At 42.2% G+C, this 25,826-nt stretch carries 21 protein-coding genes; 18 read left to right on the plus strand and 3 right to left on the minus strand.

Annotated features, from left to right (window positions below; genetic code table 11):
• The first annotated feature begins 12 nt into the window (after positions 1-12).
• Both tgt and yajC read left to right on the plus strand, forming a co-directional pair.
• Complete coding sequence (gene tgt / locus GOP56_RS22270) at positions 13-1,143, plus strand: tRNA guanosine(34) transglycosylase Tgt (RefSeq protein WP_163246668.1); 1,131 nt, start codon at positions 13-15, stop codon at positions 1,141-1,143.
• A 19-nt stretch (positions 1,144-1,162) separates the two neighbouring features.
• Complete coding sequence (yajC, locus tag GOP56_RS22275) at positions 1,163-1,489, plus strand: preprotein translocase subunit YajC (protein WP_003338350.1); 327 nt, start codon at positions 1,163-1,165, stop codon at positions 1,487-1,489.
• An 81-nt stretch (positions 1,490-1,570) separates the two neighbouring features.
• Here the strand turns inward: yajC and GOP56_RS22280 are convergent, their stop codons facing one another.
• Positions 1,571-1,948 carry a TIGR04086 family membrane protein gene (locus GOP56_RS22280; protein WP_003338348.1) on the minus strand — a complete coding sequence of 126 codons (378 nt, stop codon included), beginning with the start codon at positions 1,946-1,948 and terminating at the stop codon, positions 1,571-1,573.
• Positions 1,949-2,092: 144 nt separating this feature from the next.
• Between GOP56_RS22280 and corA the strand changes: the two genes are divergently transcribed.
• Both corA and GOP56_RS22290 read left to right on the plus strand, forming a co-directional pair.
• Entirely contained in the window at positions 2,093-3,070 is a 978-nt protein-coding gene (corA, locus tag GOP56_RS22285) for a magnesium/cobalt transporter CorA (protein ID WP_003338347.1), read from the plus strand.
• 89 nt (positions 3,071-3,159) lie between these two features.
• The gene (locus GOP56_RS22290) at positions 3,160-3,876 is read left to right on the plus strand and encodes a DUF421 domain-containing protein (RefSeq protein WP_174250696.1); all 717 of its coding nucleotides are present in this window, start codon (positions 3,160-3,162) and stop codon (positions 3,874-3,876) included.
• On the opposite strand, the gene spoVB is transcribed toward GOP56_RS22290, so the two are convergent.
• Positions 3,877-5,460: a stage V sporulation protein B gene (gene spoVB, locus GOP56_RS22295; protein WP_121473672.1), complete on the minus strand. Its 1,584-nt coding sequence runs from the start codon at positions 5,458-5,460 to the stop codon at positions 3,877-3,879. It abuts the gene before it with no gap.
• Between the two features lie 146 nt (positions 5,461-5,606).
• Between spoVB and GOP56_RS22300 the strand changes: the two genes are divergently transcribed.
• From GOP56_RS22300 to dtd, 8 genes are all read left to right on the plus strand, one after another.
• Positions 5,607-5,876 carry a post-transcriptional regulator gene (locus GOP56_RS22300; protein ID WP_003338344.1) on the plus strand — a complete coding sequence of 90 codons (270 nt, stop codon included), beginning with the start codon at positions 5,607-5,609 and terminating at the stop codon, positions 5,874-5,876.
• A 102-nt stretch (positions 5,877-5,978) separates the two neighbouring features.
• A complete protein-coding gene (secD, locus tag GOP56_RS22305; protein WP_003345334.1) occupies positions 5,979-7,214 on the plus strand; it encodes a protein translocase subunit SecD in 1,236 nt (411 codons plus the stop codon).
• Entirely contained in the window at positions 7,204-8,139 is a 936-nt protein-coding gene (secF, locus tag GOP56_RS22310; protein WP_083208722.1) for a protein translocase subunit SecF, read from the plus strand. Before secD ends, secF begins: the two co-directional genes overlap by 11 nt.
• 126 nt (positions 8,140-8,265) lie before the next feature.
• Positions 8,266-9,195 carry a cation diffusion facilitator family transporter gene (locus tag GOP56_RS22315; protein ID WP_163246669.1) on the plus strand — a complete coding sequence of 310 codons (930 nt, stop codon included), beginning with the start codon at positions 8,266-8,268 and terminating at the stop codon, positions 9,193-9,195.
• Between the two features lie 142 nt (positions 9,196-9,337).
• Positions 9,338-11,695 (plus strand): single-stranded-DNA-specific exonuclease RecJ, encoded by a 2,358-nt coding sequence (gene recJ, locus GOP56_RS22320; protein WP_163246670.1) that lies wholly within the window; start codon positions 9,338-9,340, stop codon positions 11,693-11,695.
• Positions 11,696-11,749: 54 nt separating this feature from the next.
• Positions 11,750-12,262 (plus strand): adenine phosphoribosyltransferase, encoded by a 513-nt coding sequence (locus tag GOP56_RS22325; RefSeq protein ID WP_003338338.1) that lies wholly within the window; start codon positions 11,750-11,752, stop codon positions 12,260-12,262.
• Positions 12,263-12,483: 221 nt separating this feature from the next.
• Positions 12,484-14,667, plus strand: coding sequence for a RelA/SpoT family protein (locus tag GOP56_RS22330; protein ID WP_003338337.1), 2,184 nt, complete (start codon positions 12,484-12,486; stop codon positions 14,665-14,667).
• A 112-nt stretch (positions 14,668-14,779) separates the two neighbouring features.
• Positions 14,780-15,217, plus strand: coding sequence for a D-aminoacyl-tRNA deacylase (gene dtd, locus GOP56_RS22335; RefSeq protein WP_003338336.1), 438 nt, complete (start codon positions 14,780-14,782; stop codon positions 15,215-15,217).
• 99 nt (positions 15,218-15,316) lie between these two features.
• Here dtd and GOP56_RS22340 read toward each other — a convergent pair whose 3' ends face one another.
• On the minus strand, positions 15,317-17,200 hold the full coding sequence (locus tag GOP56_RS22340) for an N-acetylmuramoyl-L-alanine amidase family protein (RefSeq protein ID WP_163246671.1): 1,884 nt from the start codon (positions 17,198-17,200) through the stop codon (positions 15,317-15,319).
• 171 nt (positions 17,201-17,371) lie between these two features.
• On the opposite strand from GOP56_RS22340, the gene GOP56_RS23520 reads away from it, so the two are divergent.
• The 6 genes from GOP56_RS23520 (at position 17,372) to GOP56_RS22365 (ending at position 25,579) form a co-directional block, all read left to right on the plus strand.
• On the plus strand, positions 17,372-17,545 hold the full coding sequence (locus GOP56_RS23520) for a hypothetical protein (RefSeq protein WP_003338334.1): 174 nt from the start codon (positions 17,372-17,374) through the stop codon (positions 17,543-17,545).
• A gap of 268 nt (positions 17,546-17,813) precedes the next feature.
• Entirely contained in the window at positions 17,814-19,316 is a 1,503-nt protein-coding gene (locus GOP56_RS22345; RefSeq protein WP_163246672.1) for a coproporphyrinogen III oxidase, read from the plus strand.
• A gap of 430 nt (positions 19,317-19,746) precedes the next feature.
• Positions 19,747-21,012, plus strand: a complete 1,266-nt coding sequence (hisS, locus tag GOP56_RS22350; RefSeq protein WP_003345352.1) for a histidine--tRNA ligase — start codon at positions 19,747-19,749, stop codon at positions 21,010-21,012.
• 47 nt (positions 21,013-21,059) lie between these two features.
• Positions 21,060-22,856, plus strand: coding sequence for an aspartate--tRNA ligase (gene aspS / locus GOP56_RS22355; RefSeq protein WP_163246673.1), 1,797 nt, complete (start codon positions 21,060-21,062; stop codon positions 22,854-22,856).
• Positions 22,857-23,175: 319 nt separating this feature from the next.
• A complete protein-coding gene (locus GOP56_RS22360; RefSeq protein ID WP_003338330.1) occupies positions 23,176-23,931 on the plus strand; it encodes a tRNA threonylcarbamoyladenosine dehydratase in 756 nt (251 codons plus the stop codon).
• A 331-nt stretch (positions 23,932-24,262) separates the two neighbouring features.
• Complete coding sequence (locus tag GOP56_RS22365) at positions 24,263-25,579, plus strand: replication-associated recombination protein A (RefSeq protein WP_163246674.1); 1,317 nt, start codon at positions 24,263-24,265, stop codon at positions 25,577-25,579.
• Positions 25,580-25,826 lie beyond the last annotated feature (247 nt).

Below are 25,826 nucleotides of genomic sequence, written 5' to 3' on the forward strand. Positions count from 1 at the left end.
AGTGCAGAGACTTTGGCAGTACGCTACGAATTAATTAAAACGTGCAAACAAACTGGCGCACGACTGGGACGAGTTCATACCCCGCATGGTACTTTTGAAACCCCAGCATTCATGCCGGTTGGGACTCAAGCCACAGTTAAAACCATGTCCCCTGAAGAAATCAGCGGGATGGGCGCTAACATTATTTTAAGTAATACGTACCATCTATTCTTGCGTCCGGGTCACCAGATCGTTAAAGAAGCAGGTGGCTTGCATAAATTTATGAACTGGAACGGAGCTATTTTAACAGATAGTGGTGGATTTCAGGTATTTAGTTTAAGCAATTTACGTAAGATTACAGAAGAGGGTGTATCTTTTCGCTCTCACTTAAACGGGGAAAAGCTGTTTATTGGACCTGAGGAAGCGATGCAGATTCAAAATGCACTTGGTGCCGATATTATGATGGCTTTTGATGAATGTGCCCCGTATCCAGCCGAGTACGATTATGTAAAAAAATCGATGGAGCGGACAACCCGTTGGGCAGAGCGTTGCTTACGCGCGCACGAGCGCAAGGAAGTTCAAGCTTTATTCGGGATTGTACAAGGCGGTATGTATCAGGATTTACGGGAACAAAGTGCGCGTGACCTTGTACAGATGGACTTCCCGGGGTATGCCATCGGCGGACTTAGCGTAGGTGAGCCATTCCCGTTAATGTATGAAGTGCTAGATTACACAGTTCCATTGCTTCCGGATAACAAACCTCGTTATTTAATGGGTGTAGGTTCTCCAGATGCCCTCATAGAAGGGGCGCTTCGTGGAATTGATATGTTTGACTGTGTGTTGCCAACTCGTATAGCTCGAAATGGGACATGCATGACGAGCCAAGGAAGGTTAGTCGTACGCAATGCAAAGTTTGCGCGCGATTTTACTCCACTTGACCCTAATTGCGACTGCTACACGTGCAAGAATTATACGCGTGCTTACATTCGTCATTTGATCAAAGCTGAAGAGACCTTTGGCATTCGTTTAACTACGCATCACAATCTGCACTTCCTCATTAAATTGATGGAGAAAGTGCGCCAAGCGATCCGTGAAGATCGTTTGAAAGATTTCAGAGACCAGTTTTTTGCCCAATATGGATTGGGTGAAAATAGATCTTTCTAAGAACTAAGGAGGATGAACCATGCAAGGTTTAGGTGGATTGTTGCCGATTATTATTATGTTTGTGATCTTTTACTTTTTGTTGATTCGCCCTCAACAAAAACGTAATAAAGAACGCAATTCAATGTTGGCAGCTATGAAAAAAGGGGATCGCGTTGTAACAATTGGAGGACTGCATGGCACTATCCAAGACATTACTGACGATACACTTATTTTAAAGGTTTCTCACAATGTACACATGACGTTCGACCGCGGTGCAGTAAATGCTGTTTCAGTTTCTAGCCCTACTAAAGAAGTAGCGGAAACGAAAAAAGAGGAACTGGAAGCACCTGCTGAAGATACGAAATAAATCATAAACACAAGAAAGCTGTTAGCGATATGCTAACAGCTTTTTTCCTTGTCAACAGATCATGCCCTTTGATCTATAAGCCTAATATTTTCGCCGATTGGTTGTATTTACACCGAAAACACCGCCAATCCCTGCGATAAGAAAGGCAAAGAGAGTGTACAATAAGGTTGAAAAATTAAGCGGAGCATTAAAGCCTAGGAAACCGATCAGTAAGACGAGAAAGAAATAGCCTAAACCGGTTAAACCTCCATAATACCAGCCGCGTGCGCCGCATTTGCGCCCCGTTACAAAGCCGCCAATCAACAAGCTGCAAATGTTAATGACATAGCTAAAGTAAGGTAGAGAGCTTTCCTTGACACTGGTAAAGGAAAGAAGTAATGCAGCAAAAATAGAACCTAGCAAGACAAGTCCAAGCGTTAGAAATAATCCCGTCATCACCGAGGCGGAATGACTGCGCATAACACGATCCCATCCTCTCTTTATGATTCATTTTCTTATTACCATCTATATGAGAGGCTTGACAGGCTTATTCATCTCTTGATTGAACATCGCCGCGAATTTTCGTATGATGGATAAGGGAAAAAAACGGGGGTGAGGATACCGATGATAAAAACCTATTTTTATAATCATTCCGAACAGAAGATGATCCACGATGTAGATTTAACAACCAAGGATCAATGGCTGAAATCTCCTGAGGATTTATTATGGATTGATCTGTATGATGTAGGTAATCAGGAACTGCATTACATTGCGAAAATTTTTGAGTTTCACCCATTGGCCATTGAGGACTGTTTGCACGTCAGCCCGCGTGCAAAAGTGGATAAATATGATGACTACTATTTCTTCGTTTTTCACGCGCTGCGTTATAATGAGGAAAGCGATAACGAGATTACTACAGTAGAGCTTAATGTTTTCCTTGGTCCGAACTACATTGTTACTATTCATAAATCACCAATGAATACGATTGGGCGCATTGCTGCTCAATGTCATCGCAGTAATTCCTTCTTAAATCGAGGTCCGGATTATTTGTTGTATGCCATTGTTGACGGGATTACCGATGAATACTTTCCAATTATGGATCGCTTAAGTGTCCGTATTGATGATTTAGAGGATGAGATCTACGAGCATCAAACTGAAGAAATTACAGAGGAATTCTTAGCGTTAAAGCGTACTTTGATTTTAATACGCCGCGTGATTTTGCCGCAAAAGCGGATTTTTGCCAATGTGAACGGTCGCTATTCGTTTGATATCTCAGAGGAAAATGTTCCTTTCTATGTGGACTTAACGGATCACTTGGAGCGAATCGTAGACTCAACAGAAACATTTCGGGATTTAGTAAACGGTGCACTAGATACTTATTACACGATTATTACGGGCAGAAGTAATGAAACAGTACGTATCCTGACTATTATCTCTACTGTTATTCTGCCACTAACCTTTATCACAGGGATCTTTGGAATGAACACCTTTGAATGGATGGGGGATAAAGCAGAGCCTGTCATGTTTGTCATCGCATTCGGTTCAATGATTTTATTGACATCGTGGATGCTCTATGTCTTTAAAAAGAAAAAATGGCTATAACAGAAAGGAAAAGAGAGGGACGCATAAGGTAGGATTGACCCGTGGACACTACTAAATAAGGTAGATGAACATGTGGGAGGTCTTATACCGTGGAGCTACTAACCATACTTATGCGTACCCTCTTTAGTTATTTTTTCCTCCTACTCATCATGAGGCTGATGGGCAAAAGAGAACTGGGTCAAATGTCTTTGTTTGATGTAGTCATTTCGATCATGCTTGCAGAAATGGCGGTGCTTGCCATTGATCAGGTGGAGAAACCACTTCTGCACATGTTTTCGCCCATGATCCTTATCATGCTGTTGGAAATAGGAATGGCCTATTTGTTTATGAAAAGTAAAAAGATCAGGAACTTCGTTAACGGAGAAGCAGATGTTTTGATTGCAAATGGTGAGATAAGGGAAGAAGCATTGAAAAAAAATCGACTTAACCTAGATGACCTATTGATTCACCTACGACAAGAAAATGTAAAAAACCTAGCTGATGTTGAATTTGCTATATTGGAAACGACAGGCAAAGTCAGCGTATTTACGAAACCGGAAAAATCACCTGTTACCCTGCAAGATTTAGGTTTACAAGAAAAGAAACCTAAAAAATCCTTAACAGGTGTTACTGTGGGTTTTCCCATTCCCTTAATTATGGATGGGGAAGTACAGACGGATGCTGTAGAAAAAATCGGTAAAAATATATTCTGGCTTAAGCAGGAATTAAAAAAACAAGGTTATCGTCATACGAACGAGATTATGTTTTGTAGCATTGATGAGCAAGGGAAGCTGTTTGTAAATAAAACACAATACCCCCGCAAATAATCATCTGCGGGGGAAAAACATGCTCAATTGCTGACCAATCCAAGGAATGCGGGCTACATCCTGTTTTCCCAGTACCTTCATACTAACAAGTAATACTAAGTAGAGAAGCATAGAAGCAGAAGAGCATATTGTTAGCATATGGAGTAAGCTAGTATCTTTGAACCAGTGCTCAGACATATACGTGCTACAATAGCCGATAGCCAGCATAGCAAAACCAATTTTTACAAATTCGCCAACCTGAATAGTAAACCCAATCCCTTTGACGAGGCTAGCAAAATGGAGCATTGTTACCAACGTAATGTTTAAATTCAGCGCAATGATCGCCCCGCTAATTCCAAATTCAGGGCGAGATGTCAGTATAAACATGGATGCGATCTTGACGATTGTGCCAATCAGGGTGTTACGGAATACAACATGTGCTTGATCCAAACCCTGTAGAGCAGCGGCTAATGGAGCCTGGAAAAACAAAAATACAGAGAATGGTGCCAATTGCTTTAATAATAGGCCGACCTCAGCCTGCTTATATAATAGTTGACAGAGAGGCTCTGCAAATACATATAATAAAACAGCACAGGGAGCCCCGATGACCAGCGTAATACGCATGGCTTGATAAATGCGGCGATGAACCATCCTGCTGTTCTTCTCAAAAGCGGCTTCTGCAACAGCAGGAACCATTGAAATGGATAACGAATAGGTAAGAAAAGTAGGGAAAAGTAACAGAGGGACAGCCATTCCAGAAAATTGACCATATAAGGAGGTCGCCTGAATGGTTTTATATCCTGCTAATATAAGCGCATAGGGGACAAGCATTGGTTCCATTACATAAGCAATAGAACCTACTACGCGGCTCATCGTGACAGGCAGCGATACATGCAAGAGCTGCATGATAGCCGGGGAGCTTTTTTGAAACAATGCCCGACGTGAGCCGGGTCGTTTAAACAGATCGCCTAGTTCGCGTTTGTTCTTTTTATAATTCCATATCATGTATAATAGGCCGGCTAGCTCACCTAATAAAATGCTACAGACTGCACCAATGGTAGCAATGAAAATTCCGTAGGGAGCGAGTGTCAAGGTCATACCTATTACTATCAAAATACGGACTATTTGCTCGATCAATTGAGAGAGGGCTGTAGGCACCATATTTTGTTTTCCCTGAAAATAACCGCGCAAGACAGCCGAGACACTAGCGATTGGTAGAATAGGTAAAGCTGTCAGCAATAACAGATGGGTGCGCGAGTCCGTAAAGAACAATTCCGTAAAAAAACGAGCACCAACAGCTAACAATAAGGAGACTAGCGTACTCAGTCCAATTGTAATAGCTAGGGCCAAATAGAGGAATCTTCTTGATTGCTGGCGATCTTTGGCTGCTTCCGCTTCTGCAACCTGTTTAGCGATGGCAACAGGCAAACCAAATGTAGTAATGGTAATCAGAAAGTAGAGAAGTGGGACGATCATTTGGTACAGTCCCATACCTTCTGAACCAATTAAGCGGGAAAGAATAATACGATGGGCGAAACCAAAAACCTTAGTAATGGCGCCTGCTACGATGAGTACCATGGTACCGTAAAAAAAGGATTTTTTCATAGGGATAGCCCCTTCTCTTTAACATTTACCTTAAGCTTTATTTACTACACTATTACCATATGGACGTGCCACCTAGGGCATGACTAGATTTTATGTGTGGGAGAAACATTTTATAACAACAAAGGTCACGTAAAGAGGTGTAGAAAATGGAGAATAAAGAGAATATGATGAGCTTTATCGAGGTTGACAAATATCAGGAAATGTTAGTTTTATGCAAAAGTAAGGCAGAGGAATTTTTGATTTTAGGTTACGATAACATTACTCCTGAAGAGATATGGGAGTGTGTGATATCAGCCTATAAAGGAGAAGAACGCCCCACTCTACATCGTCTTGTTAACGATATCCTCTCCTTAAAAATTAGCAAATATATGAACTATGTGATGATTAATATGTATAAAAATAACGGCGTAATTTGACATGCATTTTTCTACAAGTCTATAATGGGCATATTGATTCTTTGAATTGGGATATTTGCGTATGAACGCTTGGTATCCATTGGGAAAGGGGCATTATGTTAGATGATAAAGTGGAGTAGATTTGTTCTCTTCCTACTGGTGATCGGACTCTTAGGTACGCTCATGGCCACTACTACCACAAAAGTAGCGGGCAATATCGTACTTGGTCTTGACTTAAGAGGCGGATTTGAGATTTTGTATGAAGTAGAACCACTTGATGCAAAGCACAAAACAAACACTGAACTACTTGCAGCAACAGCTCAGATGATTGAGAAACGTGTTAATATCGGGGGAGTTTCTGAGCCAGAGGTAACCATTGAAAATCCTAACCGCGTACGCGTTAAATTGGCAGGGGTTACTGATCCTGAGAAGCTGCGTACGTTGATCGGGAAACCAGCCGTATTGACGTTCCGTGACATGACAGGTGAAGTCGTTATGCGTGGAACAGACCTAGCGCCTGGTGGTGCTGCTATTGGTTATGGTGAGCTAAATGAGCCACTTGTTACTCTGAAGTTTGCCGATGCAGAAAAGTTTGCAGAAGTAACACGTAAAAATTTAGGAAAACCAGTTGCTATCTTTTTAGATGAAAACTTGTTAACAAATCCTACGATTCAAACTGTTATTACAGGTGGTAGCGCACAAATAACAGGTAAATACACAAAAGATGAGGCACGTGAATTAGCAGAAACGTTAAATGCAGGTTCATTGCCAGCTAAATTAATTGAAAAGCAAGTAACGGCAGTAGGAGCAAGCCTTGGTGATCTTGCTTTGAAAAAGACTATTTATGCAGGGTATATCGGCGGAGCACTAATTTTCCTCTTTATGCTTTTTGTATACCGTGTTCCTGGTATAATTGCAAATATCACGTTAACAGCGTTTATTTATGTATGTTTAGTAGTGTTGCAATGGATGCATGCTACGCTTACGCTACCGGGTATTGCCGGCTTTATTTTGGCTGTAGGTATGGCGGTAGATGCTAACATTATTACCTATGAACGTATTCGAGAAGAAATCATGACAGGTAAGACCATTCTGTCTTCTTTCCGTGCGGGTGAACGTCGCTCGTTGATTACAATCATTGATTCACATGTTACTACTTTGATTGCGTGCGTCGTGCTCTTCTACTTTGGGACGAGCTCCATTCAAGGTTTCGCGATTATCCTAGCAATGACTCTTATTGTCAGCTTGATTACCAACGTGTTTGGCTCTCGCTTTTTGCTATGGTTGCTTCTTCGTTCCAATGCGTTTAAGAAGCCGCGCTGGTTTGGTGTAAAGGAGAGTGAAATCGGTGAACTCTAAAGAAAAAGATATTGTTAAATTTGATATTGTTAAAAACCGACACAAATTCTATTGGTTTTCAGGTATCCTACTAGTTCTAGGTTTAGCCTCGATGCTAATGTTTGGACTAAATAAAGGCGTTGACTTTACAGCAGGTACTCGTTTGGATTTATTTATTAACAAACAGTTTAATGAAGCAGATGTTCAACAAATTATTGCAAAAGTAATGCCTGATGTTCACTTTAAAGATGTAACTAAATATGGTAATAATAAGGAATTCGCAACAACAACGTTTACAGAAACGATCACTCCAGAAAAGCTGAAAGAGATTGAGGCTGCTGTTAAAGCAAAATATGGAGATCAGGTAACGAAACAGGAATCTACGGTTGACCCCGTGATTGCTAATGAGCTAGTGAATAAAGCCATTATCGCTGTTTTAGTTGCTTCTGCAGGGATTGTTGTCTATATTGCGATTCGATTCCAATTCTTATTCGGGATTGCTTGCGTAATCTCCATCTTACATGATGCTTTTATCCCGATTGCTTTGTTCTCCTTGTTCCGTTTGGAAGTTGACTTAACGTTTATTGCAGCGATTTTAACGATCGTTGGTTATTCTATCAATGATACGATTGTTATCTTTGACCGTATCCGTGAGAATATGCGGACAATGAAAACAAAAACCATTGAAGATTTAGAGCATATGGTCAACGTGAGCTTATGGCAAAGTATGCGCCGTTCTATCTTTACAGTTTTGACCGTGTTCATTACAGCTGCTGCGATTGCTATTTTTGGTAGCGAAGGCATTCGTAACTTCTCCTTGGCTCTTATCTTTGGTCTGATCAGTGGTACGTATTCTTCCATCTTTATCGCTGCACAGATTTGGGTATCTATGAAAGAACGTGAAATGAAGAAAAAAGGATTAAAAGCTACTCCTAATGAGAACTAAATTGGATAGAATAAACCGTGGGGGATATCCCCTGCGGTTTTTTTATGCTCAAGAAAATACAATAAGTAGTGGATGGGCAAATGATACAATAGGTTCATCCAACTGATACAAGGAGGAGGAAACTAGGTGGAAAATCGTTTGGCAAAGGCTCAGTTTGCTGCATGGGTCGGTATTGTTGGTAATCTGTTGCTTGCGCTTGTCAAATTGCTTGTGGGCTGGGTAGCTGATTCGCGAGCGATGGTAGCTGATGCTGTTCATTCTGCATCTGATGTAATCGGGTCAGTAGCTGTTTTAATAGGGCTTCGCGCAGCGGAGGCACCCCCAGATCAAGACCATCCGTATGGGCACGGAAAAGCAGAGTCAATTTCAGCTATTATCGTATCTATCCTACTTGCTATTGTGGGCTTTGAAATTGCGTATTCCTCGTATAAATCACTCTATGAGCCCCTTGAGCCTCCTGGCATGTTAGCTGTATGGGCGGCGTTAGGCTCCATGATTATAAAAGAATGGATGTTTCGATATAAGTATCATCTAGGGAAAAAATTAAATAGCCAATCATTAATTGCGAATGCCTGGGAGCATCGTTCTGATGTATATTCTTCCTTCGCCGCGTTAATTGGTGTTGGCGGGGCAATTCTTGGGGAGAAGCTAGGGGTAAGTTGGACCGTATATCTTGATCCCATTGCAGGGATTTTTGTATCCTTCCTTGTATTAAAAACAGCCTACCATATTTTAAAGGAATCCATTCATTCCACGATGGATCATGTATTGCACGAGGAAGATACCTTGCCTTTGCGTAAAACAGTTATGGAGGTAGAGGGAGTCTTGCGAATTGATGAGCTGTGGGCCAGAGAAACTGGTCACTATCAAATCGTGGATATTAAGGTTTCTGTTGATCCGAATATAACGGTAGAGGATGGACATCGAATCGGAAAACAGGTTAAACGCAATTTAATGGAGAAACATCAGGATATTCGAAATGTGTTTGTTCACATTAATCCATATGATGAAAAAGGAAAGTCATGGGATGAGGAACCTGCTAAGACGCATGAATAATGCAGTTATTATTGGACTTTTTCACAATTCAAGCTAATTTATGACATGATGTTCGTAAAACATACGCTTTTTGCGTTTAATAAGAAAGCTTGGCATGCCCTCTATTTCTTTATATAATGGATGAGGATTGGAGGGCTGCCTCATGCTACAAGCGAAATCGCGATGGCAACTCACCCCATATGACGAAGCAATAAGTGAAGAGATTGTCCAAGCGTGTGGGATATCGCCTTTGCTTGCACGTTTGCTCGTTCAAAGAGGGATGGATACGTCACAAAAGGCACGTGACTTTTTGCATGTGAGTCCAGAACAGCTACATGATCCATTTTTATTGGATGGAATGGACAAAAGCGTGCATCGAATCCAACAGGCGATTGAGCGCCATGAACCGATTTGCATATATGGAGACTATGATGCGGATGGAGTTAGCTCCACTGCTTTAATGGTGCATTTGTTACGAAAATTGGGAGCCACATTTGATTATTATATACCGAATCGTTTTAAAGAAGGATACGGGTTAAACCAAACAGCGTTGTCATACATTTATGACAGCGGTTTTCGGCTTGTCGTGACTGTGGATACTGGCATAAGCGCAGTAGAGCAGGTAGCGCATGGAAATCAGTTGGGGCTTGATATCATCGTGACGGATCACCATGAACCACCTGAGCTTCTACCTGATGCGTTTGCGGTAATGAATCCTAAAAAACCTGGCTGTTCCTATCCGTTTGACATGCTGGCCGGTGTAGGTGTTGCTTTTAAGCTGGCCCAAGCCCTGTTAAAGGAGCCTCCGATGGATTTCATCGATTTGGCTGCGATAGGAACGATTGCTGACCTTGTTCCTTTAGTGGATGAAAACAGGGTATTAGCTAGTTTAGGATTGCAACGATTGAATCGAACACACAATGTAGGCATCCAAGCTTTACTTGATGTGTGCGGGCTTCAGGAGAAAGAAATTACTGCGGGACATGTGGGCTTTGCCATTGGACCACGGATTAATGCGGGCGGTCGTTTAGAAACAGCAGAAGCAGCGGTTAAATTGCTCGTGTCAGAGGATGTACAGGAAGCGAAGGAACAAGCGGAAGTACTTGATGAGTTGAACCGGGAGCGCCAAGAGTTAGTTCAAGCGATGGCGGAAGAAGCCATTGAAATGGTTGAACAGCTGTATCCGGCTGATCAGAGTGGAGTAATTGTTGTAGCCAAAGAGGGATGGAACGTTGGCGTTGTTGGTATTGTTGCTTCTCGTTTAGTGGAGAAATTCTATCGACCTGCTATTGTGCTTGGCATCGATCCTGAAAAAGGCGCAGCAAAAGGCTCGGCTCGAAGCATTGCTGGCTTCGACATGTATGAGGCATTGACGGCGTGCAAGGAGCTTCTACCACACTATGGTGGTCACACAATGGCAGCGGGTATGACATTGCCCATAGAGAATGTAGATCCGCTACGCAAGGCGTTGCATCGTATTTCACAGGAATGGTTGCAACCAGAAGACTTCATCCCCAAAACAAGAGTAGATCTTGAAGTGGCTTTTGATGATATGAATCTAGATCTTGCTATAGAGTTGGAAGCTTTAGCTCCATTCGGCATGGGTAACCCTACTCCAATGCTTGTCTGTGAAAAAGTCGGTCATCAGGGTATGCGTAAAATTGGGAAGGATGAGACACATCTAAAATGTGTATTGTCACATGAGAAATCGCAACTTGATGCTATCGGCTTTGGTTTTGCCCCCATTATGGAACAGGTAGCTCCAACATCAAAGCTTTCCGTGCTTGGTGAATTGCAGATTAATGAATGGAATGGGTTGCGAAAGCCTCAATTCTTGCTTCGTGATGTAGCGGTCAAGCATAAGCAGATTTTCGACTGGCGAGGCACGCGCGATAAAGAGAAAAAATGGTTGGATAAAATCGTTGCGGAAGAGTTGATTACCATCACATTCCAAGCAGCTAACCATCAACGGTTGCACTCTTTACTTGCAAGTCAGCAGCTTACCCAAAGGTCGCTTCTGTATGTAACGAATGCTGGAGAAATGCAAGGAGATTGGAAAGAAGGATGTCGCTCGATCATCTTATATGACCTTCCTTCCTCCAAAAAAGCATTGGGACAAGCGATGACTGCGTTACATGAAATGGACTCCATTTACTGCTTGTTTGGCGAAGCGGACGAGGCCTTTGAATTGCTACATGTACCGAGCCGAGAAGATTTTAAAGCGCTGTATCAAATTTTTCGACAATATGGTAAAATCAACAAGGCTCATCTCGATGCATTGGCTAAAAAATTGAAGCTAAAGCGTTCCATTGTGGAGCGAATGCTTACTATTTTTATAGAGCTTCGTTTTATTGAAGATAGCGAGCAAGCATACCTATTGCATCCAGAACCGGCTAAAGCGCCCTTGGATACATCTTCACGATACCTAGACTGGCGCGAGGAAGCCGAGCTACACGCCGAACTGCTCCTTTCTAATCATGATGGACTAGGAAAATATTTGGATATACTTCATCAGTCTTAGAAGAAGGGCATCCAACTTACTTTGTTTTTATTCTTTTGTAGGAGGCATTCCTTAATGAACTTTAAAGATTATATTCGCGTGATTCCAGATTACCCACAACCGGGGATTCGTTTCAAAGATATTACTACCCTATTAAAAGATGGCCCTGTATATAAAGCGGCAATCAATGAACTGAAAACATTTGCTGATACCCTAAACGTGGATGTAATCGCAGGACCGGAAGCGCGTGGTTTTGTTGTAGGGGCACCATTGTCATATGCGATGAACGTTGGGTTTATTCCGATTCGCAAGGCAAACAAACTACCTTACAAAGCTATTCAAGCTGATTATAGCTTAGAGTATGGCAGCGATGCATTAGCAATGCATGAAGATGCAATCAAGCCTGGTGATCGTGTATTGATTGCAGATGACCTACTTGCAACAGGAGGTACGATCGAGACATCTATCAACCTTGTTGAACAATTGGGTGGAATTGTAGTAGGGGCTGTATTCCTGATTGAATTAAGCTATCTCGATGGTCGTGAAAAACTAGGTGACATCCCGGTTTCTTCTTTAATCACATACTAATCTGTTGGATAAAAACCTCTGTGAGCCCTTCGCTTGCGGAGGTTTTTTGTGGATTTACCTGAGAAACGCAAGCTGAAAGTGTCTATTTTGTGTGTTTTAAGTAGAGAATGGAAGATTATTACCTTTACATTCTCCCCTTCATACCAGATAATAAAAGGTAATACGTTTAAGGGAAAGATAGACGGTTTTCATCTTCAGAGTGAAGATTAAGGAAGGGAAATATGACTACGGGCATCGAGGAAATTTTAAGCAAAGCGAATAGCTATATGTCAAGCGAGGACGTTACTATGCTGGAGCGTGCCTATGATTTAGCACGCAAAGCTCACGAGGGCCAAGTGCGTAAATCTGGGGTGCCTTACATTATGCATCCGATTGCGGTTGCAGGCATTTTGACGGATATGCACATGGATGCAGTAACTGTTGCTGCCGGTTTTCTCCATGATGTTGTGGAAGATACCGATATTACGTTGGATGATTTACGTAAGGAATTCGGGTCAGAGGTAGCACATCTGGTAGACGGGGTCACAAAGCTAGAAAAAATTAAATACAAATCCAAAGAAGAGCAGTTAGCGGAAAATCATCGTAAAATGCTTGTAGCCATGGCACAAGATATTCGGGTCATTTTAATTAAATTGGCGGACCGATTGCATAATATGCGTACGTTACGCCATATGTCCGAGGAAAAACAACGTGAAATTTCGGATGAAACGCTAGAAATCTTTGCGCCACTGGCTCATCGTTTGGGGATTGCGTTTGTAAAGTGGGAGCTAGAGGATACAGCTCTGCGCTATTTGAATCCGCAGCAATATTATCGGATTGTAAACCTCATGCAGAAGAAACGGACGGAGCGCGAGGAGTACATTTCAGAAGCAAAAGCAATGATTACTGATAAATTACATGAGTTGCATATTGAAGCGGAGATTGCTGGCAGACCTAAGCATATCTATAGCATCTATAAAAAGATGGTGTCACAAAATAAGCAGTTTAACGAAATCTACGACCTGCTGGCTTTACGTATCATTGTGAATGATATTCGTGATTGCTATGCTGTCCTTGGAATTGTGCACACGTTATGGAAGCCTATGCCAGGACGATTTAAAGATTATATTGCTATGCCAAAGGCCAACATGTATCAATCCCTGCATACCACTGTAATTGGGCCAAAGGGTGAACCATTAGAAGTACAAATTCGTACATGGGATATGCATCGAACAGCAGAGATTGGTATCGCTGCTCACTGGGCCTATAAAGAAGGAAAAGGAGAAGTGCAGGGCTCCTTTGAAGAGAAAATTGGTAATCTCCGTGAGATTATTCAAGGTGGACAAGAAGAGACACCAAATGCCCAGGAATTCATGGAATCCCTCAAGCAGGATTTGTTTTCTGATACGGTATTTGTCTTTACGCCAAAAGGCGATGTGGTGGAGCTTCCAAAAGGCTCGGTTCCTTTGGACTTTGCATATCGCATACATTCGGCTGTCGGCAATCGAACCATTGGTGCTAAAGTGAACGGTAAGATCGTTCCGCTAGATTTTGCGTTGCGTACGGGTGACATTATGGAAATCTTGACTTCCAAGCATTCATATGGTCCAAGTCAAGATTGGCTCAAAATAGCAAAGTCTGCCCATGCCCGCAATAAGATCAAGCAATGGTTTAAGAAAGAAAAGCGTGAAGAAAATGTTGCTAAAGGGCTATCGATGATTGAAGCTGAGGTAAAAGCGCGCGGCTTTGATTTAAAAGAGACCATGACTGCCGAGAATTTAAAAGAAGCAGCAGCTAAGTTTAATTTCCAATCTGACGAAGATATGTTTTCTGCTGTCGGATATGGCGGGCTTACTTCAGCACAAGTAGCCAATCGATTGACGGAAAAAATACGTAGAGATCGAGAAGAACAGCAACAGCAACAACAGCAAACCATTCAGGAATTTAAATCTCATGCACCTACCCAGAAGCAGACGCGAAGCGACACAGGCATCCGCGTAGAAGGCGTAGACAATTTGTTGACTCGTATTTCTCGATGCTGTTCGCCGGTCCCAGGGGATGACATTATTGGTTTTATTACAAGGGGACGAGGGGTCTCCATTCATCGCAAGGATTGCCCGAATGTGACGGTAGAAGAGAGTGATCGACTCATACCTGTACAATGGGAAGGGGACCAGAAACAAAACTACAATGTAGATATAGAAATCACTGGCCATGATCGCACAGGCTTATTAAACGATGTGCTACATGTAGTTGGGGAAACGAAAACCAATATAGCGGCTGTGAGTGGAAAAGCGGATCGCAATCGGGTAGCTACGATCAACATGACAATCTGTATTAACAATATAGATCATTTGCATCGCGTGGTAGAACGGATCAAGCGTATCAAAGATATTTATTCCGTTCGTCGAATTCTAAATACCTAGCATATCTTTATTATTATGTGGCAGACAGTGGTTCCTTGGGGACACTGTCTTTTCTTTACATAACCATAAATGCTGGCATAAATTCAAAACAACAGAACCGGAGTGATAAGTAGTGCGAGTCGTTGTCCAAAAAGCAAAAGCATCCAGTGTATCCGTAAATGGTGAAGTAGTCGGTAAAATTGAGCGAGGGCTGGTTTTATTAGTCGGTATTACCCATGAGGATACGATAAAAGATGTAGAGTTTGTAGCAGATAAGGTAGCCAATTTACGGATTTTTGAAGACGAGGAGGGAAAGATGAATTACTCTGTTCAAGACACAAAGGGGCAAATTTTATCTATTTCCCAATTTACGTTATATGGAGATTGTCGAAAAGGTCGTCGCCCTAATTTCATGGCAGCCGCTCGCCCAGAAGCCGCTGAACCATTATATGAGCAGTTTAATGAGATGCTGCGGAGTAAAGGGCTTCATGTAGAAACAGGGCGGTTTGGCGCAATGATGGATGTGCAGATACATAATCATGGACCGGTGACATTAATCGTTGAAAGTTAATGTCAGGTGAAAAAAAGGGCTAGTTAATTTGCGTAAGCTCGATACCTAGAAAGAAAGCAGCTAGTCTATTTTTTGACTAGCTGCTTTTTTGTGTAAAAACTAGCTTGGATAAACCTGGAAGTAACGCAGTATGCCTCGGAACAACCCTTCCGCCGCATTTTGCTGATGCTGGTCGTCACGTAAGTTAGCTTCTTCCTGTGGATTGGTTATAAAACCGATTTCAGCAAGAATCGCTGGTTTTGGATTCTCGCGAATAACATGAAAATCACCAAATCTGGATGTTAAATCCTTATATTGTGTTGTCGCGATGATCTCTTTTTGAGTCATTTGGGCTAATTCCATCGATTTTCCTTTGTGATAGTAAAAAATGATGGTACCATTGGTAGCTGCGTTAGGATGTGTATTGTGATGGACACTTACAAACATATCCGCATTGTTTTGTACAGCAACCTGAACACGCTGATTCAACGTAAGAGTCGTATCATCGGCACGAGTCATAATGACACGTGCTCCAGAAGCTTCTAGGCGTTGTTTTAGCTTCAGAGCAACCTGTAGGTTAATCTCTTTTTCAAACGTCTTGTACGTCGTCCCTACAGCGCCACTATCTGTTCCGCCGTGTCCAGGATCAATTACAATCAATTTGCCTCCTGCTTCATTACCGGTTAAAGGAGGCAGATTGGCTATATCTGTTGATTCCTTTTGAACGACCCAGCTAGCGATGTAGGCTGTTGAGTTATCTTTTAGGCGAATTTGATACCAATCGCCCTCTGTTTTGATTACCGAATAGCTTTCTCCTGCCTGTACAGTACCTACCGGTTCATATTGGGTGCCAGGGCCAGAACGAATATTTGTGCCTTCGTTTATCACCTTGATTTTCATTTCTGATTGATTATTGCTTGGCACCGAGGGCTGAAGAGAGTTTTGGTTCTTATGTTCATTTGGATCAACTACTCCGAGTGTAGGAGGAGCTTCTGTTGATTTCGTAACTAACCAACTGGCAATCCAACCTGTTTTCCCATCCGGAGTTTTTACCTGAAACCAATTGTTGCTTTGAGACAGTACCGGTAGAACTACTCCGTTATTTACTTGGGTGAGAACTTGGCTTGTTGTATTAGCCTGACTTCGGATGTTTACATTATTTGCCGTTACCTTCACCGTAGAGCCTGATGTAGCAGGGTTTTGCTGTGTCGGAGGAGGTGTTGCTTGTCCGGTTTTAGGAGCTGCTGGATTAGCAATCCAAGCTGTTGTTCCGTTGTACAGGATTTGATCCCATCCATTTGACTCCGAATATTTACTTACCTGATCCCCTGCACTTAACTGCCCGATAATCATGGCTGAGACATTAGGCTCTGCATACACGTTGGTTACTGCAGAGATTTTAATACTACTGGTAGATGGTGGCTGTACAGTTGGTTCTACAGGTGGCAATACAACAGCAGGTTGATTACTCTGACTCGGTGATGTTGCTCCTGATACGGGTGCTGATGTAGTAGGCGGCGTAGCATGTTTTACAAATTTAGCATTAATCCAGCCTGTTACCTTGTCAGACACCTGAATTTGTGCCCAGATGCCTTCCTTTTTAATCATTTTATAGCTTTTTGTCTTATCCATGACCTGAATGATTTGAGCATCAGTCTTTGGTGCAGTCCGAATGTTTAACATATCAACCGTGCTTTGTAAATAAATCACCTTTGGTGGTTGAGGAGCTGCTTTAATCTCCTGAAGGTATGTATTCAATCCCCAGCCTTGTTTGCCATTCGGTAATTTTACCTGTATCCATTTATCTTTTTTTGATATAACGGTTAGTTTTGTCGACTTAGGCACGGAACTTACGAGTTGATAGTTGGTTCCTGGACCAGAGCGAATGTTTAAATTATCGGCAGTTACCTGCACCTGGCTGGCTGCCCAGACCATTTGGAAGGGGGCGACCAAGCTAGTGAGACACGTTGCAATTCCGATAATCATCTTCTTGCGAGAAAACACGTTTGTCCCATCCTTTCTGTTTTTCATAATTCCTACGAGCGGAATATCAAATTTTCCACAAAACAATAATCTTCTTCATAGACCTTGTATTTTCCTGCAATTTTCGACATTTTTTTCGAGATGCATGCAAATCTTCCCATGCGGAAACAATAGGGCAAGGAGGGATTAAGCATGCGCCAATCCAATAAAGAACGTTTCGCTCAAGAATTAAACCGTCGTATTTTTTCTGTCGATTTTCATGATTTCTTGCAAAAAGAAGCCATTTTAAACGATGTAGAAATGTCTCAGGAGTTTCATATCAGCATCCGCGAGGTACAAGAACTACGTCGGCGTGCTAAACAATAGCAAAGTAGCGAAAAGCTGTTAACGTGTGCAGGAATAAAGCTAGTTACGTTTGATAGGGTCGTAGCTTCATGTAGCGAAAATCAATGATCCAGTAGGGAATCTCATGTACTTCTTTTTCGTAATGATTGTGCCAAATCGTTCTGATGAAACGAACGGCTTTCTAAATCCGTCCATTTTTGACGGGAACAGTTGGTGTCTTCTCTGAAATTGACCACCTTATGCTGGTAAGGTAAGATGAGAAGGATTGCGAAAGAAGCAGGTGAAGAACATGTTGCAAATAAAATGCGTGGGTCATCAGTTTGAACGTGAAATCGGCTTTATTGCCGCACTGTTCTATGAAGATCCCGCGATTCATTATGTACAAGATTGGGAGAATTGCTCCCATCAAGATATTAAGATAGAGCTGTGCTGTGAGTCACAAGCCGATGGCGTCCATGCTACTGGGCATCTATTGTTTGCCGATCAAAAGCATACATTTGAGTATGATCGTCCCTATAAGGAGCTTTCCGAAAAAGGTATGCGCAAAACAGCTAAGCAAGCCATTAGCTATACGCTATTAACATTGCTGGAGCGTCATACTGGAATGGAGCAGGGATGGGGCATTTTGACCGGTATTCGACCGACTAAATTGCTTCACAAGATGCTACAATCTGGGTTGAGTCGCGAGGAGGCTCATCGCCAATTACGCGAAGACTATATGGTTCGCCCCCACAAACTACAGCTCTTACAAGAGATAGTGGATCGTCAGCTACATGTTGTTCCTGATTTATATCAAATAGATCGGGAAGTCTCTGTATACATTGGAATCCCATTCTGCCCAACAAAATGTGCGTATTGTACGTTTCCAGCTTATGCGATTGGTGTGCATCGCCGGAATGTAAATCCATTTTTGGCAGGTTTACATGAAGAGATTCGCTCAATAGGTGATTGGTTGACCCGCCAAGACTTGGTAATCACCTCCATTTACTTTGGCGGAGGTACACCTACCAGTATTACTGCTGACGAGTTAGACGAGCTTTTTGTTACACTTTATAAGCATTTTCCTCATATGGATAAAGTGCGTGAACTAACAGTGGAAGCTGGAAGGCCTGATACCATCACTCCTGATAAAATTGAAATCATGAAAAAATGGAAGGTTGACCGTATCAGCATCAATCCGCAGTCGTTTACACAAGAAACCCTTCAAGCGATCGGTCGACACCATACAGTTGAAGAAACCGTGGATAAATATAAATTGGCCATGGAGATGGGTTTAACGAACATTAATATGGATTTGATCATAGGGCTGCCAAATGAAGGGATGCAGGAAATGAAGCATTCTCTTCAGGAGGTTGAAAAGCTAATGCCTACTTCTCTCACAGTCCATACACTTTCATTTAAACGTGCTTCGGAAATGACCCAAAATAAAGAGAGATATCAGGTGGCTAGCCGTGAAGAGATACTAAGCATGATGCAAGAGACTGAAGAGTGGGCCAAGAAACAAGGATATGTTCCATACTATCTGTATCGACAAAAAAACATTTTGGGCAATCTTGAAAATGTTGGCTATGCGCTACAAGGTCAAGACTCTATCTATAACATCGTTATGATGGAGGAAGTGCAAACCGTTCTTGGCTTAGGCTGTGGGGCTGTCTCCAAATTGATGCGGCCTGGTAGCGGTGTATTATCACGTTGGCCGAATCCGAAAGATCCGAAAACCTATAATGATACGTATAAGCAGTTAATTGAGAAAAAGTTGCAGGATTTAGATGCTCTTTACTCTGATAAATAATCGGGTGATTGTATAGTTGACGCTCACTCGCGATTTTGCTATGATCTGTAATATATTTTGATCTGATGACGGGACCAAGTAACCTTTAGACGGATAGCTAGAGAGGAAGCATCGTGGCTGAGAGTGCTTCTCTATTACGTTTAGGCGAATGACCTCCCTGAAGACCCCAGTGAAAGATAGCGTTGCTACGAGTAACTGTAAGGCGCGGCATCGGCGTTACGATGAAAATGAAGTGGGATATGATTACATATATATCCAAGCAGGGTGGCACCACGGGAGAAGAATACAATCTCTCGTCCCTGACATGTACGTAAGTTGGGCATGTCAAGGACGGGAGATTTTTTGTGTTTTCTAACAATTATTTTTCCTGACTTGCCCTGTACGGATTCTTTTTATATAGCACGTAAAAAACAAAAAAGGAGAGACTCACATGGCGAAAATCCAAATTCCACGTGGTACACAAGACATTATGCCTGGCACAGTGGAGCTTTGGCAGCACATCGAAGGAAAGATGCGAGATCTTTGCACACGCTACAATTACCAAGAGATCCGGACGCCCATTTTTGAGCAGACAGAACTGTTTAGACGAGGCGTAGGTGAGACTACGGATGTAGTGGAAAAAGAGATGTACAGCGTTGAATCCCGTGGAGAAGGGGATTTCACCTTACGTCCTGAAGGCACAGCAGGGGTTGTGCGCTCTTATGTGGAGAAAAAATTGTATGGTGTTCCCAATCAACCTACGAAACTGTATTACTTAGGGCCAATGTTCCGACATGAACGTCCGCAGGCAGGTCGATTCCGCCAGTTCGTTCAATTTGGAGTGGAAGCAATCGGTTCGGCTGATCCTGCAATTGATGCCGAAGTAATTGCTGTGGCAATGCGAATCTATCAGGAATTAGGGCTTACAGGCTTGTCCGTAGAGTTAAACAGTGTAGGAACTCTGGAAGATCGCGCCCGTCACCGTGGAGCATTGCTTGAAGTATTAAATAGTGTACGAGACGAGCTTTGTGAAGATTGCCAATCACGTATTGATCGGAATCCTTTGCGAGTTTTGGATTGCAAAAATAAAAAATGTCAGACCCTTACAAAAGATGCACCTTCTATTTTAGATTATCTAAGTGATGAATCTAAAAAGCATTTTGAAGAGGTGCAGGCATATCTTACTGCAATCAACATTCCGTTCCACATTAACCCGCGTCTGGTGCGTGGTCTTGATTACTACACACTGACTGCTTTTGAAATTAAAATGGCAGAGATCGGTGCAGTTGAAACGTTATGCGGTGGCGGTCGTTATAATGGATTGGTTGAACAAATTGGCGGCGAAGATATGCCGGGTATTGGTTTTGCGATGAGTATTGAACGCTTGTTAATGGCCTTAGAATCGCAAAATATTCAATTACCAATTGAAACAGGGCTAGATGCTTACATCGTTTTACAATCTGAAACAGCAAAAACGAAGGCATTCCAGTTGTTAGATTCTCTGCGTGCTAAGGGTGTTAAGGCAGAGATGGACTATTTAGGCCGTAAAATGAAGGCACAGTTAAAAGCAGCAGATCGTGTAGAAGCAAAGTATGCTGCTATCATTGGCGAATCAGAACTGGAAAAAGGCGTGGTCATGCTAAAAGAACTAGCGACCGGCGATCAGCAGGAAGTAAGTTTTGCAGAAGTAAGCGATTGGCTATTGGCTAAACGTTAAGGATATAGAAAAAAGAACGAAATATTGACCTATTGGAGGGACCAACGATGAAATTTGATGTACGCACTATCTATTGTGGCGAAGTAACCAAAGAACATGTAGGACAAGAGATAATTTTAAATGGTTGGGTTCAAAAGCGTCGTGACCTTGGTGGTGTTATCTTTATTGATCTGCGCGATCGCTCAGGAATTTGTCAAGTGGTGTTTAACCCAGAAGTAAATAAAGAAGCATGGGAAAAAGCAGATCGTGTGCGTAGCGAGTATGTCTTATCTGTAAAAGGTAAGCTGATCAATCGTGAACCGGAAGCAGTGAACCCGAAAATTAAAACTGGCGAATTCGAATTGCTAGCAACGGAGATTACCATTTTAAACGATGCGAAAACCCCTCCGTTCTTAATTGAAGATGAGATTGATGTAGATGAGCAGGTTCGCCTAAAATATCGCTATTTGGACCTTCGTCGTCCTGAAATGCAAAAAGCATTCTACTTACGTTCAAAAGCTACAAAAGCGTTCCGTGATTTCTTGGATCAAAAGGGCTTCTTAGATATTGAAACGCCAATGCTTACGAAGAGCACTCCAGAGGGAGCTCGTGATTACCTAGTTCCATCTCGTGTACACCCAGGTGAATTCTATGCATTGCCACAGTCTCCTCAGATTTTTAAACAATTATTGATGGTTTCCGGATTCGAGCGCTACTATCAAATTGTACGTTGTTTCCGTGACGAGGACTTGCGCGCTGACCGTCAGCCAGAATTTACTCAAATCGATATTGAAACATCCTTCTTGCCAATGGAACAGTTATTGCCAATGATGGAGGAAATGGTTCAACATGTATTTAAAGAAACAGTTAGTACAGATGTAGGAACATCATTCCCTCGCTTAACGTATGCAGAAGCGATGGATCGCTTTGGCTCTGACAAGCCAGATATTCGTTTTGGCATGGAGTTGACCAACGTATCCGATCTTGTGAAGGATAGCGGCTTTAAAGTATTTGCAAGCACAGTAGAGGCCGGTGGCCAAGTAAAAGCGATTAATGCAAAAGGTTGCGGGCATTATTCACGTAAAGATGTTGATGATCTAGGCAAATTTGCTTCACGTTACGGAGCAAAAGGTTTAGCATGGATTGCATTTAAAGATGGCGAAGTAAAAGGGCCAATCGCTAAATTCTTCTCTGAAGAAGAAGTTACAGCAATTAAAGAGCGCTTGCTAGTAGAAGAAGGCGATCTATTGTTGTTCGTAGCTGATAAACCGAAAGTAGTAGCAGATTCTCTAGGTGCTCTACGCAGCAAGCTAGGTGCTGAACTAGGCTTGATTGACCACAGTAAGTTTGCTTTCCTATGGGTAGTAGATTTCCCATTGGTAGAGTGGGATGAGGAGGCTAAACGTTATGTAGCTCTGCACCATCCATTCACTCGTCCAAAAGACGAAGATTTACATCTGTTTGAAACAGACCCAGGTGCGATTCGCGCACAAGCCTACGACTTAGTTCTAAATGGTTATGAATTGGGCGGCGGCTCCATGCGAATCTACAAGCGTGACGTACAAGAGAAAATGTTTACTGCGCTTGGATTCAGTCCGGAAGAAGCAAGAGAGCAATTTGGCTTCTTAATGGATGCGTTTGAATATGGTACACCTCCACATGGTGGTATCGCACTAGGCTTAGACCGTTTGGTAATGTTGCTTGCTGGACGTACGAACTTACGCGAAGTAATTGCTTTCCCGAAAACGGCAAGCGCTAGTGACCTAATGGTTAACGCTCCAAGTCAAGTAGACGAAAGTCAATTGAAACAGTTGTTTATTGCGACTATTGAAGAAGAGAAAAAAGAAGAAGTAACAAACAAATAACAAACAAGTAAATTTACTTGGGCAAATGGGTCCAACCAAGGCAAGGAGTCTTTTGGTTGGACCTGTTTTTTGTTTGCTTTGTAGAATTCAATGTGCTAGCATATGTCTGATTCGACAACCACTTAGAGTCCTAGTGGAATAATAGGAATTGAATATCAGCCTATTGCTAGGTATAATCGGAATGTCACTATTTTTATGATTGTATAAAAAGTATAAATCTGAGAAGATTACTAGGTCATATATGGATGACATGAAACTGTAATTATAGATTAAATGCTACTTGCAAAATAGATGAATGTAGGAAAGGTTGTTAGTGAACATGTTACATCAATTCTCGCGTTGTGAACTGGCATTTGGTCCAGAGGGCTTGGAGAAAATGAGGAACAGTACCGTTGCCGTGCTTGGTGTCGGTGGAGTAGGGTCCTTCACAGTAGAAGCTTTAGCACGTACTGGCGTAGGAAAACTGATCCTAATTGATAAAGATGACGTTGACATCACAAACATTAATAGACAAATTCATGCTACTTTACACACGATTGGTCAACAAAAAACAGAGCTAATGAAAGAGCGTATCCACTCCATTAATCCAGAGTGCGAGGTAGTGACGCTTCAGATGTTCTATGACGATGAAACAGCTCCTCGTCTATTCGAGCATAAGCTAGATTATATTGTTGATGCTATGGATACCGTGTCTGCAAAAATTCATGTTATCCTAGAAGCAAAAAAACGTAATATCCCAATCATCTCTAGTATGGGAGCAGCTAATAAGATGGACCCAACGCGTTTTGAAGTGGAGGACATCTCTAAAACCAGCTATGACCCTATTGCCAAGGTAATTCGTCGTGAGCTTAAAAAGGCACGCATTTATAAGGGTGTTAAAGTGGTATATTCTAAGGAAATCCCTGTAACAATTCGTACGGATGTACGGGAACAGATTGTTCAAAATCCGGATTCCCCTATTCGTAAAGTAAAACAACCGCCGGCAAGTAATGCATTTGTGCCATCTGTGGCAGGCTTGATTTTAGCTAGTGTGGTTGTTCAAGATATAGTTGGCTGGGTACCGAAAAAAGGGTAGCAAAAAAGAGTGCCCAGATGTAGTACGCCTTTTATAAATAAGTGATTCACAATGTTGAAATGGATAGCGCAGAGGCCTTCGGGCTTTTCTGCGCTACTTTCTTTACCCGAAGGAAAGCTCTCTTTTATGTCTTGAAGCAATTGTGATCTATAAGATAATGATTTGATTGATGGTAGTAAGCAATCAGCTTGCCTTGTTACTTAGCTTTTCGAAACTTGGCGTAGCTTGGTTTTCTAAGTAAAATGAACAGGATGATAGTTTAAGGTTATGGTAACAAAAGACAGATTATAGTTGCAAATCGTTTGAAGAAACCAGATTGGGGTTGAGAAGGATGGATTTATTTTCTTTCGCCCATGAACAGGAAGATTCCAAAGGGCGCACCAAGCCGCTTGCGGCACGAATGAGACCAAAAAACCTAGATGAAGTAGTTGGCCAACAACATATATTGGCTAAAGGATCACTGCTTCGAAGAGCTATTGAAGCGGATCAAATCTCTTCTTTAATTTTCTACGGGCCCCCAGGCACAGGAAAAACAACCTTAGCAAAAGTCATAGCGCGTACAACTAAATCGCATTTCAGTGAATTAAATGCGGTTACTGCAGGAGTAGCAGACATTCGCCGTATCGTAGAGGAAGCGAAGGATCGCTTAGTAATGAATAACCAGCGTACTACGTTATTTATTGATGAGATCCACCGTTTTAATAAATCTCAACAGGATGCGCTGTTGCCCTATGTAGAGGAGGGAACGGTCATTTTGATTGGAGCAACAACAGAAAATCCTTTTTTCGAAGTCAATGCAGCGTTGCTCTCTCGTTCACAAATTTTTTCCTTGCAATCCCTAACAGATGAGGATTTGGGGCAAGTTATTGATAGAGCTTTAACGGATGAGCTTGAAGGGCTGGGAGAATTACGGGTTAAAATGACACCAGAAGCCAAGGAACATCTTAAGCACTATGCAGAAGGAGACGCTCGTCGCTTATTAAATGCATTGGAATTAGCAGCAACGACTACACCACTAAATGAAGCAGGAGAGATTGTCATTACGTTGGATGTGGCCGTAGAATCAATCCAGCGTAGAGCTGTCCGCTACGATAAAAGTGGAGATAATCATTACGATACTGTTTCTGCCTTTATTAAGTCTATTAGAGGGTCCGATCCAGATGGCGCATTGTACTGGTTAGCAAGGATGATTGATGCAGGGGAAGATCCGCGCTTTATAGCACGCCGCTTAATAATCTCTGCATCAGAGGATATCGGTAATGCTGATCCTCAAGCTTTATCCGTTGCCGTATCTTGCTTTCAGGCTCTTGAATTAATTGGTATGCCAGAGGGGCGCATTGCTTTGGGACAAGCCACTACCTATCTTGCAACTGCTCCGAAAAGCAATGCAGCTTACATGGGCATTAATCAAGCGCTTATGCATGTCCAAAAAGAGGGGCATAAGCCTGTACCTGTTCACTTACGGGATCGCCATTATAAAGGGGCTGCTAGGTTGGGGCACGGGGAAGGGTATCTATATCCGCATAATTATCCCGAAGGCTATGTGAAACAGCGCTATTTGCCTGAGGGTGTAGAAGAGAAATTTTATGAGCCTAAGCCGATAGGATATGAGGCAGAAATTCAAAAGCGTCAAGCATCTCGGAACTAACCCCTATTATTCCGATGCCTTTACATTCTTTTGGGAAAAGTTTATATTTATCGTAATAAAAAACAACTAGAGCGTACTGATCATTCTTTGTTTTGAAGAAAAAGAAGAACTTCGACCCTCTGAGCAAGAGAAATCGAAGTAATAGCATGCGAGAAGGGTTTCTTACATAGTACATGACTATGGGCGTTAAAATACTACATTACATGTAGGAACGAATATTTTTCCAAAAAAATAATGATAAAGGAAT

Source organism: Brevibacillus sp. 7WMA2 (assembly GCF_010748895.1).
Classification (GTDB): Bacteria; Bacillota; Bacilli; order Brevibacillales; family Brevibacillaceae; genus Brevibacillus_B; species Brevibacillus_B halotolerans.

Bases quoted from the DNA above. Each gene is read 5' to 3' on its own strand.
- yajC (WP_003338350.1), top strand. From the start codon at position 1,163: ATGCAAGGTTTAGGTGGATTGTTGCCGATTATTATTATGTTTGTGATC.
- GOP56_RS22280 (WP_003338348.1), bottom strand. From the start codon at position 1,948: ATGCGCAGTCATTCCGCCTCGGTGATGACGGGATTATTTCTAACGCTT.
- corA (WP_003338347.1), top strand. From the start codon at position 2,093: ATGATAAAAACCTATTTTTATAATCATTCCGAACAGAAGATGATCCAC.
- spoVB (WP_121473672.1), bottom strand. From the start codon at position 5,460: ATGAAAAAATCCTTTTTTTACGGTACCATGGTACTCATCGTAGCAGGC.
- GOP56_RS22300 (WP_003338344.1), top strand. From the start codon at position 5,607: ATGGAGAATAAAGAGAATATGATGAGCTTTATCGAGGTTGACAAATAT.
- secD (WP_003345334.1), top strand. From the start codon at position 5,979: ATGATAAAGTGGAGTAGATTTGTTCTCTTCCTACTGGTGATCGGACTC.
- recJ (WP_163246670.1), top strand. From the start codon at position 9,338: ATGCTACAAGCGAAATCGCGATGGCAACTCACCCCATATGACGAAGCA.
- GOP56_RS22325 (WP_003338338.1), top strand. From the start codon at position 11,750: ATGAACTTTAAAGATTATATTCGCGTGATTCCAGATTACCCACAACCG.
- GOP56_RS22330 (WP_003338337.1), top strand. From the start codon at position 12,484: ATGACTACGGGCATCGAGGAAATTTTAAGCAAAGCGAATAGCTATATG.
- GOP56_RS23520 (WP_003338334.1), top strand. From the start codon at position 17,372: ATGCGCCAATCCAATAAAGAACGTTTCGCTCAAGAATTAAACCGTCGT.
- GOP56_RS22345 (WP_163246672.1), top strand. From the start codon at position 17,814: ATGTTGCAAATAAAATGCGTGGGTCATCAGTTTGAACGTGAAATCGGC.
- hisS (WP_003345352.1), top strand. From the start codon at position 19,747: ATGGCGAAAATCCAAATTCCACGTGGTACACAAGACATTATGCCTGGC.
- aspS (WP_163246673.1), top strand. From the start codon at position 21,060: ATGAAATTTGATGTACGCACTATCTATTGTGGCGAAGTAACCAAAGAA.
- GOP56_RS22360 (WP_003338330.1), top strand. From the start codon at position 23,176: ATGTTACATCAATTCTCGCGTTGTGAACTGGCATTTGGTCCAGAGGGC.
- GOP56_RS22365 (WP_163246674.1), top strand. From the start codon at position 24,263: ATGGATTTATTTTCTTTCGCCCATGAACAGGAAGATTCCAAAGGGCGC.